This is a genomic window from Nitratidesulfovibrio sp. HK-II (assembly GCF_003402415.2).
Classification (GTDB): Bacteria; Desulfobacterota; Desulfovibrionia; order Desulfovibrionales; family Desulfovibrionaceae; genus Cupidesulfovibrio.
The window spans coordinates 2351942-2368840 of the sequence record NZ_AP036014.1 but is presented as its reverse complement, the minus strand read 5'-3'; the positions used below and the strand labels follow the sequence as shown (position 1 = coordinate 2368840).

Annotated in this window: 16 protein-coding genes; 9 read left to right on the top strand and 7 right to left on the bottom strand. The window is 68.1% G+C overall.

Translation table 11 applies throughout. From position 1 onward, the window contains the following. Positions 1-225: 225 nt before the first annotated feature. From RVX_RS09790 to RVX_RS09780, 3 genes are read right to left on the bottom strand one after another with little or no spacing between them, the layout of a single operon-like run. The gene (locus RVX_RS09790; RefSeq protein WP_116305725.1) at positions 226-801 is read right to left on the bottom strand and encodes a FlgO family outer membrane protein; all 576 of its coding nucleotides are present in this window, start codon (positions 799-801) and stop codon (positions 226-228) included. A 23-nt stretch (positions 802-824) separates the two neighbouring features. Next, entirely contained in the window at positions 825-1091 is a 267-nt protein-coding gene (locus RVX_RS09785; RefSeq protein ID WP_116305724.1) for a hypothetical protein, read from the bottom strand. Between the two features lie 17 nt (positions 1092-1108). Further along, complete coding sequence (locus RVX_RS09780; protein WP_116305723.1) at positions 1109-2059, bottom strand: FlgO family outer membrane protein; 951 nt, start codon at positions 2057-2059, stop codon at positions 1109-1111. Positions 2060-2674: 615 nt separating this feature from the next. Between RVX_RS09780 and RVX_RS09775 the strand changes: the two genes are divergently transcribed. The 7 genes from RVX_RS09775 (at position 2675) to RVX_RS09745 (ending at position 10029) form a co-directional block, all read left to right on the top strand. Next, positions 2675-2944 carry a TM1266 family iron-only hydrogenase system putative regulator gene (locus RVX_RS09775; RefSeq protein ID WP_035064003.1) on the top strand — a complete coding sequence of 90 codons (270 nt, stop codon included), beginning with the start codon at positions 2675-2677 and terminating at the stop codon, positions 2942-2944. 33 nt (positions 2945-2977) lie between these two features. Next, complete coding sequence (hydG, locus tag RVX_RS09770; RefSeq protein WP_116305722.1) at positions 2978-4387, top strand: [FeFe] hydrogenase H-cluster radical SAM maturase HydG; 1410 nt, start codon at positions 2978-2980, stop codon at positions 4385-4387. Continuing rightward, positions 4374-6041, top strand: coding sequence for an aspartate ammonia-lyase (locus RVX_RS09765; RefSeq protein ID WP_230404531.1), 1668 nt, complete (start codon positions 4374-4376; stop codon positions 6039-6041). The genes hydG and RVX_RS09765 overlap by 14 nt, the downstream gene beginning before the upstream one ends. Then, a complete protein-coding gene (gene hydE / locus RVX_RS09760) occupies positions 6041-7081 on the top strand; it encodes a [FeFe] hydrogenase H-cluster radical SAM maturase HydE (RefSeq protein ID WP_116306517.1) in 1041 nt (346 codons plus the stop codon). The genes RVX_RS09765 and hydE overlap by 1 nt, the downstream gene beginning before the upstream one ends. Then, positions 7003-8253 carry a [FeFe] hydrogenase H-cluster maturation GTPase HydF gene (gene hydF, locus RVX_RS09755; protein ID WP_116305721.1) on the top strand — a complete coding sequence of 417 codons (1251 nt, stop codon included), beginning with the start codon at positions 7003-7005 and terminating at the stop codon, positions 8251-8253. The genes hydE and hydF overlap by 79 nt, the downstream gene beginning before the upstream one ends. 124 nt (positions 8254-8377) lie before the next feature. Beyond that, positions 8378-9643 carry a [FeFe] hydrogenase, group A gene (locus RVX_RS09750; RefSeq protein ID WP_116305720.1) on the top strand — a complete coding sequence of 422 codons (1266 nt, stop codon included), beginning with the start codon at positions 8378-8380 and terminating at the stop codon, positions 9641-9643. A gap of 11 nt (positions 9644-9654) precedes the next feature. Further along, positions 9655-10029 carry an iron hydrogenase small subunit gene (locus RVX_RS09745; protein ID WP_116305719.1) on the top strand — a complete coding sequence of 125 codons (375 nt, stop codon included), beginning with the start codon at positions 9655-9657 and terminating at the stop codon, positions 10027-10029. A 241-nt stretch (positions 10030-10270) separates the two neighbouring features. Here the strand turns inward: RVX_RS09745 and RVX_RS09740 are convergent, their stop codons facing one another. The 4 genes from RVX_RS09740 to RVX_RS09725 are packed head-to-tail and all read right to left on the bottom strand — an operon-like array spanning position 10271 to position 13641. Next, positions 10271-10738 (bottom strand): Fur family transcriptional regulator, encoded by a 468-nt coding sequence (locus RVX_RS09740; protein WP_116305718.1) that lies wholly within the window; start codon positions 10736-10738, stop codon positions 10271-10273. Positions 10739-10759: 21 nt separating this feature from the next. Continuing rightward, on the bottom strand, positions 10760-11584 hold the full coding sequence (locus tag RVX_RS09735; RefSeq protein WP_116305717.1) for a metal ABC transporter permease: 825 nt from the start codon (positions 11582-11584) through the stop codon (positions 10760-10762). Continuing rightward, positions 11584-12537 carry a metal ABC transporter ATP-binding protein gene (locus RVX_RS09730; RefSeq protein ID WP_116305716.1) on the bottom strand — a complete coding sequence of 318 codons (954 nt, stop codon included), beginning with the start codon at positions 12535-12537 and terminating at the stop codon, positions 11584-11586. Before RVX_RS09730 ends, RVX_RS09735 begins: the two co-directional genes overlap by 1 nt. A 6-nt stretch (positions 12538-12543) precedes the next feature. After that, positions 12544-13641 carry a metal ABC transporter solute-binding protein, Zn/Mn family gene (locus tag RVX_RS09725; protein WP_230404530.1) on the bottom strand — a complete coding sequence of 366 codons (1098 nt, stop codon included), beginning with the start codon at positions 13639-13641 and terminating at the stop codon, positions 12544-12546. 305 nt (positions 13642-13946) lie between these two features. Here RVX_RS09725 and ispG point away from each other — a divergent pair, with 305 nt between their 5' ends. Together ispG and RVX_RS09715 are read left to right on the top strand one after the other, a co-directional pair. Then, positions 13947-15038 carry a flavodoxin-dependent (E)-4-hydroxy-3-methylbut-2-enyl-diphosphate synthase gene (gene ispG, locus RVX_RS09720; protein ID WP_116305714.1) on the top strand — a complete coding sequence of 364 codons (1092 nt, stop codon included), beginning with the start codon at positions 13947-13949 and terminating at the stop codon, positions 15036-15038. After that, positions 15038-16765, top strand: coding sequence for a proline--tRNA ligase (locus RVX_RS09715; RefSeq protein ID WP_116305713.1), 1728 nt, complete (start codon positions 15038-15040; stop codon positions 16763-16765). Before ispG ends, RVX_RS09715 begins: the two co-directional genes overlap by 1 nt. The last annotated feature ends 134 nt before the right edge of the window (positions 16766-16899 follow it).

The window sequence follows — 16899 nt, the reverse complement described above, 5'->3', positions numbered from 1 at the left end:
CCTCCCCCCCAAATTTTTTGATTGGTCCGGTGAACCCCCGTTGCGGAAACGCGACGGGGGTTCTTTGTTTGCGGGGTGACGCAGGAAAGGGGGAAATTCCTGTACGCCAAAATAGGTGCCGCCCCGTCCTGAACGGCAGGACGGGGCGGTCCGTATCCTGGGCGTGGTGCCCGGGCCCTGGCCCCCCTGGCGCGAGGGGCGGGGCGTCGGAATCTTGGGAGGGGGTCAGCGCAGGCTGGTGCCCACGCTGGGCTGGATGGTCCGGTTGCGCGAGGCGTCCACCAGTAGCGGGCGCAGTTCCTCGGAAACCGGCACCGTGGCCGTGCCCATGGCCAGCACCTCGTTGGTGGGGGTGTGGATGAGCCGCATGTTGAAGCGCACCGACTTCGGCGTGATGGTGTAGGTGCCCGCCAGAATGGCCACGCTGGAAACGTTCTGGGTGCCCAGCAGTTCCGCCTTGCGGGTCAGCAGCAGTTCGCCCGTCTCCGGCTGGAACAGGATGGTGCGCCCCTTGCGGATTTCCTGCACCCGGTAGCCCGACTGCACGAACCAGCGGGCCATTTCCTCCGCCATCTGGCGGGACAGCGGGTTGGCCCCTTCCAGGTCGCCAAGGTCCACCGGGGTGGTGACCATGATGCTGATGCCCTTGGCGGGCGGGGCGTCCTGCCCCAGTTTGCGGGCCATCTGTGCGTCCATGGCCGAGGCCATGGCGTCGGCGGCCTCGGGCACGCTGGCGGCGGCCGCCGCCAGGGGCAGCAGCAGGCCTATGGTCAGCACGAGCAGGGCGAGTATGCGTTTCATGGGGTTCTCCCGAAATCGCCGCGTCAGCGCAGCGTCTTTATCTGGCGGTCCACCACGTCCACTTCGCGGGCCAGCACGTCGCGCACGTCGTCGGAGCGCGCGGCGGCCAGGGCCAGCAGGTAGTGTTCGCGGGCCAGTTCATAGCGGCCCTGGGCCTGGTAGGTGCGGCCCTGGTGCCAGTTGTGCAGCGCCTCGTCGCTTTCGGGGACGGAGGCCACCTGCTTGCCGCACCCCGCAAGGGCGGGCAGGGCAAGGCAGGCCAGCAGCAGAAGAATGGCGGGGGTGCGCATGGTCTGGGTCCTCGCGGCTATTTCCGGGTGGTCCGGTCGAAATCGCCGATGTTCATGGAGCCGCCCATCAGCTTGCGACCGGTATTGGCCAGCATGCGGCCCAACAGGCCGTTGGCGGGCATGACCAGTTCCGCCGTGCGCAGCACCAGGCCGTCCGCCGCGCGGATCAGCCGGGCGTTGATGAACACGCTGTACTTGTCGCGGTAATAGGTGCCCGCCACGAACACGGCCCACCCTTCGCGCGCGGGCAGCACGCCGACGTTGCGCGAGAGCAGGAATTCGCCTTCGCCCTCGCGCGGGCGCAGGGTGCCGGGCAGGCGGTATTCGCGCACCGGAAAGCCGCGCTGGTTGAATTCGTAGAACAGCTGCTCGGCAATGTACCGCCCCAGCGACGACGATTCGTCGAAGTCGTCCTGGTTCACGAACGATGTGGGCAGGGCGATGTAGCCCATCAGCGCGTCGTTGGGCACCGTGGCCAGCAGTTGGTCCACCAGTTCGCGCACCTTCAGCTTCAGCTCGCGGGCCTCCATGTAGTTGGGGTCCGCCTGGGGGCGCGGCACGCCCTTGCTCCAGAACATGCCGCCCTGGTTGTCGGGCACCATGAAGCCGTTGTCGTGGGTGACCACCGTGGAGAGGGGCATGGTCTGCCCGTTCACGTTGGCCTCGCCCGATTCCTTGGCCACCAGCGGCGCGCCGGGGTCCGCGCCAAGGCGCGGCGGTTGCGGCGCCATGGACGCGGGCTGCGGCGGGGCGGCCTGCGACTGGCGCATTTCCGCCCCGGCAGGCGTGCCGCCGGGGGGCAGCAGGGGCTGGGCGGCCAGGGCAAGCCCGGTCAGGATCAGCCCGGTGAGGACGGGACCCGTGCGCGCCAGCGCCGCAACGCCCGCGCGCACCGTTTTGCCCTGCCCCTTGCCCGGGGCCTTCTGCGGAATATGTGGCTCGCGGGGTACGCGGGATTCACGGGACATGGGTCGCCTCCGATGGTCTGCGCACGGCATCGGGCCGCGCGCCGCATGCCGTGGCGCGCGGTGGCCGAACATGGCCGGGCGCGTCCTGGGTATGCTTCGTTGCACGTCCTATCGGCGCAAACACGAAAAGCTTGAGGTTGCAATCCCCATGGCTGGGGTGTTCCCCGGCATGCCGGGGGCAAGGTGGCGACAAGCTGGTGTGCAGGGGGGGACAACGTGTGCGTCATGGGCCAGTGGCGTCGGGTGTAGGATGCAGCATTGCCAAGGCGGCTTGTATTGTTTGGTGGAACAATCTGGGGCATTGCCATTGATGAAATCTATTTTCAGGATTGGTGGTGTGCAATAAATATGTAGCACGAAATTGACACGAGTAACACATGAGAGTAATCGCAATAAAAAACATAACACGCAGGTCGTGAAGTGCGGCGCACGGTGCCGTGCGGCGGAAATGGCGACTTCGCGTGCAGGCTCGCGAATGTGGCGAGACTGCCGAGTGTAGGGCAACCCGCGTGGCGAGTGGACGCCATCCGGTGCGTCGTGCGCCGCATCCCGACCCATGCCATACGGCTGGCGGGTGGATGGCGAGACCGGCGAAGTCGGGGAGGCAGGTCGGGGATGCAAGCAAACGGACAGTGCAAGCGCGTGGGCGTGGTGGCGCTGCTGGTCAGCAACCGCGAGGCCTGCGCGGACAAGGTCAATGCCGTGATCAGCGAGTTCGGTTCTCTGGTCATCGGACGCATGGGGGTGCCGTACCGCGAGCGCGGAGTGGGCGTCATTTCGCTGATCGTGGACGGCACCACCGACGAACTGGGGGCGATGACGGGCAGGCTGGGGGCCATCCCCGGCGTGCGCATCAAGACGCTTCTGCTTACCGACGCGGCATGAGCCGCGCCGCCATACCGTGGAAGGAGCAGGACCATGGGCAAGGCAACGGATGCCGACAGGGACGTTTCGTGGCTTGACGACGGCTTCATCGCGGACACGCTGGCCCGCAACACCGCAGAAGATGCGGGCAAGATACGCGAAGTGCTGGCCAAGGCCCGCGAACTGGAAGGGCTGGACCACGAAGACGTGGCCGCGCTGATGCACGTGAAAAGCCCGGGCCTCGTCGATGAACTGTTCGATACCGCCCGCCGGGTCAAGGAAGAAATCTACGGCAACCGGCTGGTCATGTTCGCGCCGCTGTACATCTCCAACCTTTGCGCCAATGAATGTCTGTATTGTGCGTTCCGCGCCACCAACAAGGAACTGGACCGCCGCGCCCTGTCCATGGACGAGGTGGCCGCGGAAACCCGCGTGCTGGTGCGCCAAGGCCACAAGCGGGTGCTGCTGGTGGCGGGCGAATCTTACCCCGGCGAGGGCTTCGAGTACGTGTTGAAGGCCATTGACGCCGTGTACTCGGTGCACGAGGAAAGCGGCGAGATCCGGCGCATCAACGTCAATGTGGCCCCGCTGACGGTGGAAGACTTTACCCGCCTGAAGGAGCGCGGCATCGGCACCTACCAACTGTTCCAGGAAACCTACCACCGGCCCACCTACACCCGCGTGCACGTGGGCGGCCTGAAGCGCGACTTCGACTGGCGCGCCTCGGCCATGGACCGGGCCATGCGCGCGGGCATCGACGACGTGGGCCTGGGCGTGCTGTACGGGCTGGCCGACTGGCGGTTCGACACCCTGGCGCTGATGAGCCACATCCGGCATCTGGAAGATCGTTTCGGCGTGGGCTGCCACACCATCAGCGTGCCGCGCATCGAGCCCGCCGTGGGTTCCGAGATGGCCAGCTGTCCGCCGCAGGCCGTGACGGACGACGAGTTCCGCAAGCTGGTGGCCATCCTGCGGCTGGCCGTGCCCTATACCGGCCTGATCATGTCCACGCGCGAGAATGCCGAGGTGCGTCACTCCACCCTGGCCCTTGGCGTGTCGCAGATATCGGCGGGCAGCCGCACCAACCCCGGCGGCTATACGGAAGCCGAAAAGTTCGAATCCAGCCAGTTCCAGCTCGGCGACCACCGCAGTCTGTCCGAGGTCGTGGCCGACATCGGGCGCATGGGCTACATCCCCTCGTTCTGTACCGCCTGCTACCGGCTGGGCCGCACCGGGCAGGACTTCATGGATCTCGCCAAGCCCGGCCTGATCAAGGAAAAGTGCGCCCCCAACGCGCTGTCCACCTTCCTGGAATACCTCATCGACTACGGCAGCCCCCTGGAACGTGAGGTGGGCCAGGGCGTCATCGCCGCCGAACTCGGCGGCATGGACGACCGCACCCGCCGCGTGGCCGAACGCATGCTGGGCAAGGTGCAGGAAGGGCGCAGGGATGTCTTCTGCTGAACCCGTCGCCCATGCGGGGCAGGACACGGTGGACGTGCCGTCCGTAACGGACGCGGCCGCCGTCCTGCCGTCCACTGTCGGGACTCCCGGCATGGGCGGCAGAGGCGGCACGGGCGGCACGGGCGGCACGCACGCCATGGCCGACCTGCCCTCGAATACCTGCGGGGGGTGTGCCCGCGCGGCGAACGCACCCGTCCGCGCGGAACACGACCTGCTGGGCGAGTTGCCAGTGCCCGCGGATGCCTACCACGGCATCCACACCCTGCGGGCGCTGGACAACTTCGCCGTTGCCGGGCGGCGCCTCCACCCGGGACTCGTGGAGGCGCTTGCCCTGGTCAAGAAATCCTGCGCGCGGGCCAACGCCGAACTTGGCTATCTTGACCGGCGCGTGGCCGACGCCGTGTGCGCCGCCTGCGACGAGATGACGCACGGCGATCTTGGCGCGCATGTGCTGGTCGATGCGTTGCAAGGGGGGGCGGGCACCTCTGCCAACATGAACGTCAACGAGGTGCTGGCCAACCGGGCGGAAGAATTCATGGGCGGCGTGCGCGGCACGTACCGGCTGGTGCGCCCGCTGGACCACGTCAACCTGCACCAGTCCACCAACGACGTTTTTCCTACGGCGCTGCGCGTGGCGGCCATGCGCGGGCTGCGCGAACTGGAGCGGTCCGTGGCCGCGCTGCAACGCGCCTTTCAGGACCGTGAACGCGACTTCTCCGGGGTGGTCAAGCTGGGCCGCACCCAGTTGCAGGACGCCGTGCCCATGACCCTGGGGGCGGAGTGCTCCGCCTGGGCCGAAGCTCTTTCGCGCGACCGCTGGCGCATCTTCAAGTGCGAGGAGCGCCTGCGCGTGGTCAATCTGGGCGGCACGGCGGTGGGCACGGGCGTCACCGCCCCGCGCGACTACATCTTTCTGGTGGTGGAGCGGCTGCGCGAGGTGGCCGGCCTTGGCCTTGCCCGCGCGGAGAACCTTGTGGACGCCACCCAGAACGCCGACGTGTTCGTGGAGGTTTCCGGCATCCTGAAGGCGCATGCGGTGAACCTGCTGAAGATTTCCGCCGACCTGCGGCTGCTGGCCTCCGGTCCGCGCGGGGGCCTGGGCGAACTGGCGCTGCCCGCCGTGCAGGCCGGGTCCAGTCTGATGCCCGGCAAGGTCAACCCGGTGATCTGCGAGGCGGTGGCCCAGGCGGCCATGCGCGCGCTGGGCAACGACGCGGCGCTGACCATGGCCGCGCAGGCCGGGCAACTGGAGCTGAACGCCTTCCTGCCGCTGGTGGCCGATGCGCTGCTGGACACCATTTCCATTCTCACCCGCGCCTGCGTCATGTTCCGCACCCGCTGCGTGGAAGGCATGCGGGCGGACGCGGCGGCCTGCGCGCGCCACGTGGACGATTCGTGGGGCACGGTGACCGCGCTGGTGCCGGTGCTGGGCTACGAAGGGGCCACCCGGCTGGTGGGCGTCATGCGCGAGAGGGACTGCGGCCTGCGCGAGGCGGCGCGGTACACCGGCCTGCTGGACGAGGCCGCGCTGGACGCGCTGCTGTCGCCGGAGGCCATGGCCCGCCTGGGAAGGCCAAGAGACCCGGGAGAAGGCCGGGCGACGCCTTCCGGCATCCCCGGAAACGGCCGCGACAAGGGCCGGGGGCGGCCATGATGCATCGCGACGAGATACTCGGCCTGCTGTTCGCAACACCCTTCGACCAGCTTGCGGCCCGCGCCGATGCGGTGCGCCGCGAGGCCAAGGGCGACGTGGTGCACGTGCGCGGCATCGTGGAATTTTCCAATCATTGCATCCGCAACTGCGTATATTGCGGGCTGCGCCGCGACAACGCGCAGGCGCGTCGCTACCGGCTGACCCTGCCGGAGGTGCTGGCTGCGGCGGGCGAGGCTGCCGCAGCCGGAGCAGACACCGTGGTGCTGCAATCGGGCGACGATTACGGCATGCCCCCGCGCGACCTTGCCGACATGGTGGAAGCGGTGAAGTCCCGGCTGGGCCTTGCCGTCACCTTGAGCGTGGGCGAACGCCCGGCGCGGGACTATGCCCTGTGGCGTTCCGCCGGGGCGGACCGCTTTCTGATGAAGCACGAGACGGCGGATGCCGCCCTGTATGCCCGCCTGCATCCCGGCAAGACGTTGGCCCAGCGGCTTGCGGCCCTGCGCCGCCTGCGCGACGCAGGCTACGAGGTGGGCAGCGGGTTCATCGTAGGGGTGCCGGGGCAGCGGCCCGAATCGCTGGCCGACGACGTGCTGCTGGTGTGCGAGCTGGCGGCGGACATGTGCGGGGCCGGTCCCTTCGTGCCCAACAGTGCAACCCCTTTGGCGGGGACGGCGCACGGCCCGGTGGAACTGACCCTGCGCTGCATGGCCGCCTTGCGCATCGCCCGGCCCGGCCTGAACCTGCCCGCAACCACCGCCCTGGCCACCCTGGACCCGGCAGACGGGCAACTGGCCGGGCTGCGCGCGGGCGGCAACGTGTTGATGCCGGGCTTTACCCCCGCCGCCCGCCGGGCGGACTACCACATCTACGACCACAAGCGGCGCGTGGACATGGACGACGCGCTGGACACCATCCGCCGGGCCGGGCGCGTGCCCGCACCGGCGCAAGGAGCAAGGGCATGCAGGATACCCCCAGGGGGCTGCGGCTGCACATCGGCATCTACGGACGCCGCAACGTCGGCAAGTCGTCGCTGCTGAACGGGCTGGTGGGGCAGGGCGCGTCCATCGTTTCGGACACGCCGGGCACCACCACCGACCCCGTGGAAAAGACGCTGGAACTGGACCCGGTGGGCCCGGTGGTGTTCATCGACACGGCGGGCATCGACGACGAGGGCGCGCTGGGCGCGCTGCGCCGCGAACGCTCGGAACGGGCGCTGGACCGCACCGACGTGGCCCTGCTGGTCACCGACGGGGCGTGGGGCCGCGACGAGGAGGCGCTGGAGGCGGCATTCGCCGCGCGCAAGCTGCCGTACTTGGTGGTGGCCAACAAGGCGGACCTTGCGGACGGCACGCCCGGCGGCCAGTTGCCCGTGACCGTGCGTGATGCGCTGGCCCGGCGCGGCATTGCCGTGGTGGCGGCCTCGGCCCTGCTGGGGCAGGGGCTGGACGCCGTGCGCGAGCGCATCGCCATGCTGGCCCCGGAACACGCCATCGCCCAGCCGCACATGCTGTCCGATCTGGTGCCGCCGGGGGGCCTTGTGGTGCTGGTGGTTCCCATCGACCTCGGCGCGCCAAAGGGGCGGCTGATCCTGCCGCAGGTGCAGGCCATCCGCGACCTGCTGGACGGCGACCAGATGTGCCTGGTGGTCAAGGAACGCGAACTGCGCGCCGCGCTGGAGCGCCTTTCCGCGCCGCCGGACCTTGTGGTGTGCGACTCGCAGGTGGTGCTGAAGGCGGCGGCGGATACCCCCCCCGGCGTGCCCCTGACCACCTTTTCCATCCTGATGGCCCGGCTGAAGGGCGACCTGGTGGAACTGGCGCGTGGCGCGGCGGCCATCGAACAGCTGGGGCCCGGCGACCGGGTGCTGATAGCCGAGGCCTGCACCCACCACCCCCTGGCCGACGACATAGGCCGGGTGAAGATTCCCCGCTGGCTGCGCCAGTACGCGGGCGGAGACATCGAAATCGACGTCGCGGCGGGCAAGGAGCTTTCCGAGGACATGGCCGCCTATGCGCTGGTGGTGCATTGCGGCGGCTGCGTCATCAACCGGGGCAACATGCTGGCCCGGCTGCGCGCGGCGCGGCGGGCGGGGGTGCCCATGACCAACTACGGGCTGGCCATTTCGCTGACGCAAGGGGTACTGCCCCGCGCGCTGGGACCCTTCCCGGCGGCGCTGGACGCCTTCCGCGCGGCGGCGAAGGGCGCCTGACGCCACTCCGGTGGCGGCGGGCGGTGTCGGACCGGCACAAGGCGGCGCGGGACAAGGAGGTGTTCGGACGGCGTCGCGGGTGCCAACGACGTGATCGCAACCTTCAACCACAGGAGACGTGCAGATGAGCCGTATCGAAATGGAGAAGATCTTCTACGAAGATCACGCTCCAGACCCCAAGGCCGATCCCGACAAGCTCTTCTTCATCCAGATCGATGAGTCGAAGTGCATCGGGTGCGACACCTGCCAGCAGTACTGCCCCACGGGCGCCATCTTCGGCGACACGGGCGACGCGCACAAGATCCCCCACGAGGAACTGTGCGTCAACTGCGGCCAGTGTCTGACCCACTGCCCCGTGGGCGCCATCTACGAAGCGCAGTCATGGGTGACCGAGATCGAGAAGCAGATCAAGGCCAAGGACGTCAAGGTCATCGCCATGCCCGCGCCCGCCGTGCGCTACGCCCTGGGCGACGCCTTCGGCCTGCCCGTGGGCACCGTGACCACCGGCAAGATGTTCTCGGCGCTCAAGGAACTGGGCTTCGACCACTGCTGGGACAATGAATTCACCGCCGACGTGACCATCTGGGAAGAAGGCACCGAATTCGTGCAGCGCCTGACCAAGAAACTGGACAAGCCGCTGCCCCAGTTCACCTCGTGCTGCCCCGGCTGGCACAAGTACGTGGAATCGCTGTACCCGGAGCTGTTCCCGCACATGTCATCGTGCAAGTCGCCCATCGGCATGCTGGGCACGCTGGCCAAGACCTACGGCGCGGACCGCATGAAGTACGACCGGGCCAAGGTGTACACCGTGTCCATCATGCCGTGCACCGCCAAGAAGTACGAAGGCATGCGCCCGCAGCTGTGGGACAGCGGTCACAAGGACATCGACGCCACCATCGACACCCGCGAACTGGCGTACATGATCAAGAAGGCCAAGATCGACTTCACCAAGCTGCCCGACGGCAAGCGCGACACCCTGATGGGCGAATCCACCGGCGGCGCGACACTGTTCGGCGTCACCGGCGGCGTCATGGAAGCGGCGCTGCGCTACGCCTACCAGGCCGTCACCGGCAAGAAGCCGGAAAGCCTGGACTTCAAGGGCGTGCGCGGGTTGCAGGGCGTGAAGGAAGCCACGGTGAACGTGGGCGGCGTGGACGTGAAGGTGGCCGTGGTGCACGGTGCCAAGCGCTTCCATGACGTGTGCGAACTGGTGAAGGCGGGCAAGGCCCCGTGGCACTTCATCGAGTTCATGGCCTGCCCCGGCGGTTGCGTGTGCGGCGGCGGCCAGCCGGTGATGCCCGGCGTGCTCGAAGCCGCCGACCGCAGGGTGACCCAGATGTACGCGGGCCTGAAGAAGCGCCTGGCCATGGCCAGCGCCAGCCGGGCATAGGAGGAACCACCATGCAGATCGTCAACCTTACCCGGCGCGGCTTTCTGAAGGCCGCTTGCGTCGTCACCGGCGGCGCCCTGATCAGCATTCGCATGACCGGCAAGGCCGTGGCCGCCGCCAAGCAGCTGAAGGACTACATGATGGACCGCATCAGCGGGGTGTACGGGGCGGACGCCAAGTTCCCGGTGCGCGCCTCGCAGGACAACGTGCAGGTGCAGAAGCTGTACGCGGACTTCCTGGAAAAGCCCATGAGCCACAAGGCCGAGCAGTTGCTGCACACCCACTGGGTGGACCGCTCCAAGGCCATCGAACGCATGAAGGCGCAAGGGGCCTACCCCAATCCGCGCGCCAAGGAATTCGAGGGCAACACCTACCCCTACGAATAACGGCACGGGGCCGCCCAGACGCGGTGCCAGACACGGCGTCCTGATACGGGCATTGTCCCGTGACCGTGCATGATCCGACGGCCCGCCTGCGACGAGGGGAGCAACCCCTGACACCAAGGGCGAGGTCACGGAACGAAGGGAAGATGCAGATGCAGGACGGCGCAAGGGCCGGGCATCCGGATGGTTCCGGGTGTCCGGCCCTTGCGCCGTGTGGGGGGCAGGAAAGTTCGCCTGAACGGAATCAGCTTTTGCTGCACCGCCCGCACACCCCGTCCAGGCGCACTTCCACGTGTTCGACAGTGACTCCGGCGGGCAGCAGGGCTGCGGCGTCCAGCGTTGCGGGCAGTGGGGGCAGGCAGGTCATCACCCCGCAGCGGGTGCACTGGAAATGGCCGTGCGGCGCGTTTCCCCCCGCCGGGGCCATACAGTGCCGGAAGGCGCCGTCGGCCCCGCTGTGGCGTTGCAGGATGCCCGCCTCCACCAGCAGGTCCAGGGTGCGGTACAGGGTCACCTTGTCCATGCGGGTGGTGCGGCGCACCGCATCCAGCAGTTCCTGCGCGGCGGGTGCATGGGGTAGGGCGGCCAAGGCCTCCAGCACGGCGATCCGGCGAGGGGTGGCTTCCAGCCCAGCGTGTTCCAGACGGGCGCGGGCGTCGGGTTCGGCAGGGGAGTGCGGGATGGAGGCGCGGTGTTGGGTGGTGTCGGTCATGAAAATCCTTGGCTTGCGCCGTCAGGCGGTCTTGCGGGCCATGATTCGGCGCAGCGCGCCCGCGCCGGACACGGCCATGAACCCGGCCGAGGCCACGGCGATGATGGCCGCGCCCGAGGTCACGTCCCAGCGGTAGGCCAGAGCCAGCCCGCCCACGCAGAACACGGTGCTCCACGCGGTGGCGGCGGCCATCATGGACGGCAGCGAGCGGGCCGTGCGCGCCGCGATGAACGGCGGGATGGTCAGCAGGGCCATGACCAGCACAAGGCCCACCACGCGGATCAGCATCACCACGCCCACCGCCGTCATGCCCACCACCAGGTAGTGCGCGGTGCGCACCGGCAGGCCGCGCGCCTCGGCGAATTCGCGGTCGAAGGACGTCACCAGCAGGGTCTGGTGGCACAGGGCCACCACGGCCAGCAGGGCGGCGTCCAGCGCGGCCATCAGGTACAGGTCGGTGACCGGCACTGCCAGGATGGACCCGAACAGAAAGCTCATCAGGTCGGCCTTGTAGCCGGGGGTGAGGTCTATGAGGATGATGCCGAAGGCCATGCCCGCCGCCCACAGCACGCCGATGGCCGTGTCGGACTTTTCGGGCCGTTTCAGGGCCACCCCGGCCATGAGCATGGACGAGGCCACGGAAAAGCCGATGGCGCTGGGCAAGACCGGCCAGCCGTAATGAAAGGCCAGTCCCACGCCGCCATAGGCCGCGTGCGACACCCCGCCCGCCAGAAACACCAGCCGGTTCACCACCACCAGGGTGCCGATGACCCCGCAGGCGATGCTGGCCAGCAGCGACGCGGCCAGGGCCTGCTGCATGAAGTCGTAGGAGAGCGCGTCGAGCATCAGGCGTCCTTGCCGGGATGAGGGGTGGCGGCGGAGGCCGCCGGGGCGGACTGGCCGTGCGCCGGAGTCCGCGTCGTATCGGACGGGGTGCCAGCCGCGAGGGTGCCGGGGGGCAGGTCTTCCGCCTTGGGCAGCACCGGGAACAGCCCGGACACGGAAGAGATGAACGCCCCCATGGGGCAGGTCTTCTCGTGGTGGCCGTAGAGCATGCTGAGCATCTCCGGCGTCAGCCCCGCGCCCCGGCTGTGGACCAGGGTGCGGTTGACGAAGGCCACGTTGGAAAAGGTGGACGTGGCGATGGACAGGTCGTGGCTGACCACCACCAGGGTGTGCGGGCCGCGCAGGGTGCCCAGGAATTCGAAGAAGCAGAACGAGCCCTGCGGGTCGATGGACGCGGTGGGCTCGTCCAGCAGCAGCAGTTCCGGCTGGGCCATAAGGGCGCGGGCCACCACGGCCCGCTGGCGCTGCCCGCCGGAAAGCTCGCCCACCATGCGCTTTTCCATGCCGGAAAGGCCCACCTGGTCCAGCGCCTCGCGCGCGCGGTCGATGGACGCCGCATTGCGCGACCAGTGGCGGCCCAGCAGCCCGCGCCGGGTGCCCGCAAGGCCCATCAGCACCACGTCCAGCACGGTGACGGGAAAGTCCAGCCGGGCCGTGGAATACTGCGGCACGTAGCCGATGCGCGGCAACGCCGCTTGCGGCGCGCCGCCGAACAGCGTCACGCTGCCGGAACGCGGGGGCAGCAGGCCCAGCAGCAGCTTGAGCAGGGTGGTCTTGCCGCCGCCGTTGGGACCGAGCACGGCCAGGAATTCGCCGCGCTCCACGGTAAGGTCCACGTGGTCCAGCACCGGTTCATCGCCGTAGGCGAAGCACAGGTCGCGCACGGCGATGACCGGTTCGTGCGGTGTATGCGGTGCGCCCGGCGTGGCGGGCGCGCTGACGGGCATGTGCATGCGTGTCTACTTGTTCAGGGTTTTGGCCATGGCCTCGGCCACGCGGCGGATGTTGGCGGCCCAGTCTTCGGCCAGCGGGTCGGCCTCTATGAGCGTGGCCCCCACGTTGCGGGCAATGGTTTCCGCGCCGCGCTTCGAGAATTGCGGCTGGACGAAGATGGCTTCGATCTTCTCTTTCTTTGCGAACTCCACGATGCGGGTCAATTGCCTGGGGCCCGGTTCGCGGCCTTCCACTTCAATGGCGACCTCGCGCAGGTTGTAGTTGTGGGCGAAGTAGCTCCACGCAGGGTGAAAGACCATGAAGCGGCGGCGGTTTTCGGGCACGTTCTCGAACAGATCGTTGATGTGCAGGTCCAGTTCGTCCAGTTCGCGCACGAAGGCGTCGTGGTTGGCGCGGTACAGGGGGGCGTGGGCCGGGTCGGCCTTGACCAGCGCGGCCTTGATGGATCCGGCCATCATCTTGACCAGCGCGGGGGACAGCCAGATGTGCGGGTCGCCGCCTTCATGGTCGTGGTGGTGGCCTTCGGCGGCTTCGGCGTCGTGGTGATGGCCGCCGTCATGCTCGTCATGCTTGGCGTCATGCTTGGCGCCGGAGGGCTTGGCGGCGTCATGCCCGTCCTTGTGCCCGTCCTTGTGTTCGCCGTCGTGGCCGTGGGCCTCGTCCAGAAAATGTTCGTCCTGCGGCAGAAGGTCGATGCCCTTTTCCAGGCGCACCAAGGTCATGTCCTTGCCGCCCGCGGCAGTGATGCGGTCCAGCCAGGCCTTTTCGAAGGGCACGCCGATGGTCATGTACAGCCTGGCCCCGGCAAGGCCGCGCATCTGGCTGGGCTTGGGTTCGTAGGTATGCGGGTCCGCGCCGGAGGGCACCATCACCGTCACCTCGGCCAGGTCGCCCGCAATGCGCTGGATGAAATACTTCTGCGGCAGGATGCTCACCGCCACCTGCACGGCGGCAGCGGCTCTGGCTGGGGCAACTGCGGGGGAGCCGGGCGCGGCAAGCAGACCTGGCAGAAGGAACAGCGAGAGCAGTGTGAACTGCGTGAACCGCGCAAAGAGGGCAAGCCGCAGGTCGAGGGCTTTCGGAATGGCGAAGCGGATGGTCATGACGCCTCCGGTGGTGGGCTCGTGGATGAGTGATTGAGAATGCAACTCGGTTGCATTTGAGTCATGTAGTCCTCTGGCCGGGTGCTGTCAACGCGGGGACGGAAAAAAGAGGGCTGGCAACGAAAAGACCGCACCGGGCGGTGCATCCCGCTCGCTCGTGCCCTTGGCGCACCTGCTGCCGTGCCTGTTCCGGCGGCCGGACCGCCCTTGGCGAGCAGGGGGAAATGCAGTATGAACCGTCAATTCGGCTTGTGCCATCCGGGCCCCCAGAGGGCCGCCGGGCCGTCCATCTTCAGGGACCATTCATGACCATCGAACGCAGGCGGACCCGCGAGGTCCGCATCGGCTCCGTGCGCATCGGGGGGGACAACCCCGTTGTCGTGCAGAGCATGGCCAACACCGACACCCGCGACGTGGACGCCACCGTGGCGCAGATCCGCGCGCTGGCCGCCGCGGGGTGCGAGGTGGTGCGCCTTGCCGTGCTGAACGAGGCTGCGGCTGCGGCCATCGGCCCCATCCGCGCGGCGTCCCCGGTGCCGCTGGTGGCGGACATCCATTTCGACCATCGCCTGGCCGTGGCCGCGCTGGAAGCGGGCGTGGACGCCCTGCGCATCAACCCCGGCAACATCGGGGGCGAGGCCAACGTGGCCCGCGTGGTGGATGCGGCCCGCGCTCGCGGCGCGTGCATCCGGGTGGGGGTCAATTCCGGCTCGGTGGAAAAGCATCTGCTGGAACGCTTCGGCGGACCAACGCCCGAAGCCATGGTGGAAAGCGCCCTCGGCCATGTGCGCATGCTGGAGGACCGGGGCTTCGGCGACATCAAGATATCGCTGAAGTCCTCATCGGTGCTGCATACCATAGACGCCTACCGCATGCTGGCGGACCGGTGCGACTACCCCCTGCACATCGGCGTGACCGAGGCGGGCACCATGCTGCGCGGGTCGGTCAAGTCGTCCGTGGGCCTTGGCGTGCTGCTGTGGCTGGGCATAGGCGACACGCTGCGCGTTTCGCTGACCAGCGACCCGGTGGAGGAAATTCCCGTGGCGTGGGAAATCCTGCGCTCGCTGGGGTTGCGCCACCGGGGGCCGGAAATCATCTCCTGCCCGACCTGCGGGCGCACGGAGATCGGCCTGATCAGCCTTGCGCAGGAAGTGGAACGCCGCCTGGCGGGCGAGACGGAAAATTTCAAGGTGGCCGTCATGGGCTGCGCCGTGAACGGCCCCGGCGAGGCGCGCGAGGCCGACATCGGCATCGCGGGCGGGCGCGACAAGGGCATCATCTTCCGCAAGGGAGAGATCATACGAACAGTCAAGGGCGGCGCGAACCTGCTCGCCGCCTTCATGGAAGAACTCGATACGTTCCTTGCCGAACGCAAGGCAGCCAGAAAGGACAGCTGATGCGCTGGAGCAATTGCTACATCCCCACCCTGAAGGAAGCCCCGGCCGACGCCGAAGTGGTCAGCCACAAGCTGCTCACCCGCGCTGGCATGATCCGCAAGCTCACCTCGGGCATCTACATCTACATGCCCCTTGGCCTGAAGGCCATCGAGAAGACCGCCGCCATCGTGCGCGAGGAAATGAACCGCGCTGGTGCGCTGGAACTTTCCATGCCCATGGTGCAGCCCGCCGACCTGTGGCAGGAATCGGGCCGCTGGGAATTCTACGGCAAGGAACTGCTGCGCTTCCAGGACCGCAACGGGCGCGACTACTGCCTTGGACCCACGCACGAGGAAGTCATCACCGACCTCGTGCGCGGCGAGGTGCGCTCGTACCGCCAGTTGCCCATCAACCTGTACCAGATCCAGACCAAGTTCCGCGACGAGATCCGCCCGCGCTTCGGCCTGATGCGCGGCCGCGAGTTCATCATGAAGGACGCCTACTCCTTCGACCGTGACGAGGCCGGGGCCGACAAGAGCTACTGGGCCATGTACGAGGCCTACCAGAACGTGTTCAAGCGCCTTGGCCTGCGCTTCCGCGCGGTGGAGGCGGATTCCGGCTCCATCGGCGGCAGCTTTTCGCACGAGTTCATGGTGCTGGCCGACACCGGCGAGGACACCATTGCCGCCTGCACCGGCTGCGAGTACGCCGCCAACGTTGAGCGCGCCGAGGTTGCGGCCCCTGCCGTGCCCGCCACGCTGCCCGCAGTCGGGGCCATCGAAGAGGTGGCTACCCCCGGCAAGCACACCGTGGAAGATGTATGCGCCTTCCTGGGCGTGCCGCAGACCGCGCTGGTCAAGACGCTGATCCTGGTGGCCGACGGCAAGCCCGTGGCCGCCCTGGTGCGCGGCGACCGCGAACTGAACGACGTGAAGCTGAAGAACCTGCTGAAGTGCGACGAACTGGAACTGGCCGCGCCCGAACTGGTGCAGAAGGTTACCGGCGCGCCCGTGGGCTATGCCGGGCCGGTGGGCCTGAACGTGGAACGCGTCTTCGCCGACCACGAACTGCTGACCTCCGATGGCTGGATCGCCGGGGCCAACAAGGGCGACACCCACCTGCGCAACGTCAGCCTGGGCCGCGACGCCAAGATCGAGCGCTACGCCGACCTGCGCGTGATCACCCCCGCCGACGCCTGCCCGCGCTGCGGCCAGCCCATCGAGCTGACGCGTGGCATCGAGGTGGGCCACGTGTTCAAGCTGGGCACCAAGTACAGCGAACCGCTCAAGTGCACCTTCCTTGACGAAGACGGCAAGGAAAAGGTCATGATCATGGGCTGCTACGGCATCGGCGTGTCGCGCGTCGTCGCCTCGTGCATCGAGCAGAACCATGACGCCGACGGCATCGTGTTCCCGCCGCCCATCGCCCCGTACGAAGCCGTGCTGTGCTGCCTGGACCCCAAGAACGGCGAAACCCTGGGCAAGGCCGAGGAATTCTACGCCGAACTCAAGGCCCAGGGCGTGGACGTCATTCTGGACGACCGCGACGAGCGCCCCGGCGTCAAGTTCAAGGACGCCGACCTGGTGGGCATGCCCCTGCAACTGGTGGTCGGCGGCAAGGGCCTGGCCCGAGGCATTGTGGAGGCCAAGGACCGCCGCACCGGCGAAAAGACCGAACTGCCCGTCGAAGGCTTCGCCGAAGCCTTCCGTACCTGGCGCGCCGCCGTGCGCGCGGGCTGGGGGCTGTAGCAGGCGGACTGAAAGAGGTTTGGCAAGAGTTGCCGGGGAGGGGACCTTTTGGAAAAGGTCTCCCTCCCCGGACCCCTCCCTCCAAAACTTTTCATTCGAGGCAGCCTGCCGCTTCCCGTTGTGTCCGTTCCGTG

Bases quoted from the DNA above. Each gene is read 5' to 3' on its own strand.
- RVX_RS09790 (WP_116305725.1), bottom strand. From the start codon at position 801: ATGAAACGCATACTCGCCCTGCTCGTGCTGACCATAGGCCTGCTGCTG.
- RVX_RS09785 (WP_116305724.1), bottom strand. From the start codon at position 1,091: ATGCGCACCCCCGCCATTCTTCTGCTGCTGGCCTGCCTTGCCCTGCCC.
- RVX_RS09780 (WP_116305723.1), bottom strand. From the start codon at position 2,059: ATGTCCCGTGAATCCCGCGTACCCCGCGAGCCACATATTCCGCAGAAG.
- RVX_RS09775 (WP_035064003.1), top strand. From the start codon at position 2,675: ATGCAAGCAAACGGACAGTGCAAGCGCGTGGGCGTGGTGGCGCTGCTG.
- hydG (WP_116305722.1), top strand. From the start codon at position 2,978: ATGGGCAAGGCAACGGATGCCGACAGGGACGTTTCGTGGCTTGACGAC.
- RVX_RS09765 (WP_230404531.1), top strand. From the start codon at position 4,374: ATGTCTTCTGCTGAACCCGTCGCCCATGCGGGGCAGGACACGGTGGAC.
- hydE (WP_116306517.1), top strand. From the start codon at position 6,041: ATGCATCGCGACGAGATACTCGGCCTGCTGTTCGCAACACCCTTCGAC.
- hydF (WP_116305721.1), top strand. From the start codon at position 7,003: ATGCAGGATACCCCCAGGGGGCTGCGGCTGCACATCGGCATCTACGGA.
- RVX_RS09750 (WP_116305720.1), top strand. From the start codon at position 8,378: ATGAGCCGTATCGAAATGGAGAAGATCTTCTACGAAGATCACGCTCCA.
- RVX_RS09745 (WP_116305719.1), top strand. From the start codon at position 9,655: ATGCAGATCGTCAACCTTACCCGGCGCGGCTTTCTGAAGGCCGCTTGC.
- RVX_RS09740 (WP_116305718.1), bottom strand. From the start codon at position 10,738: ATGACCGACACCACCCAACACCGCGCCTCCATCCCGCACTCCCCTGCC.
- RVX_RS09735 (WP_116305717.1), bottom strand. From the start codon at position 11,584: ATGCTCGACGCGCTCTCCTACGACTTCATGCAGCAGGCCCTGGCCGCG.
- RVX_RS09730 (WP_116305716.1), bottom strand. From the start codon at position 12,537: ATGCACATGCCCGTCAGCGCGCCCGCCACGCCGGGCGCACCGCATACA.
- RVX_RS09725 (WP_230404530.1), bottom strand. From the start codon at position 13,641: ATGACCATCCGCTTCGCCATTCCGAAAGCCCTCGACCTGCGGCTTGCC.
- ispG (WP_116305714.1), top strand. From the start codon at position 13,947: ATGACCATCGAACGCAGGCGGACCCGCGAGGTCCGCATCGGCTCCGTG.
- RVX_RS09715 (WP_116305713.1), top strand. From the start codon at position 15,038: ATGCGCTGGAGCAATTGCTACATCCCCACCCTGAAGGAAGCCCCGGCC.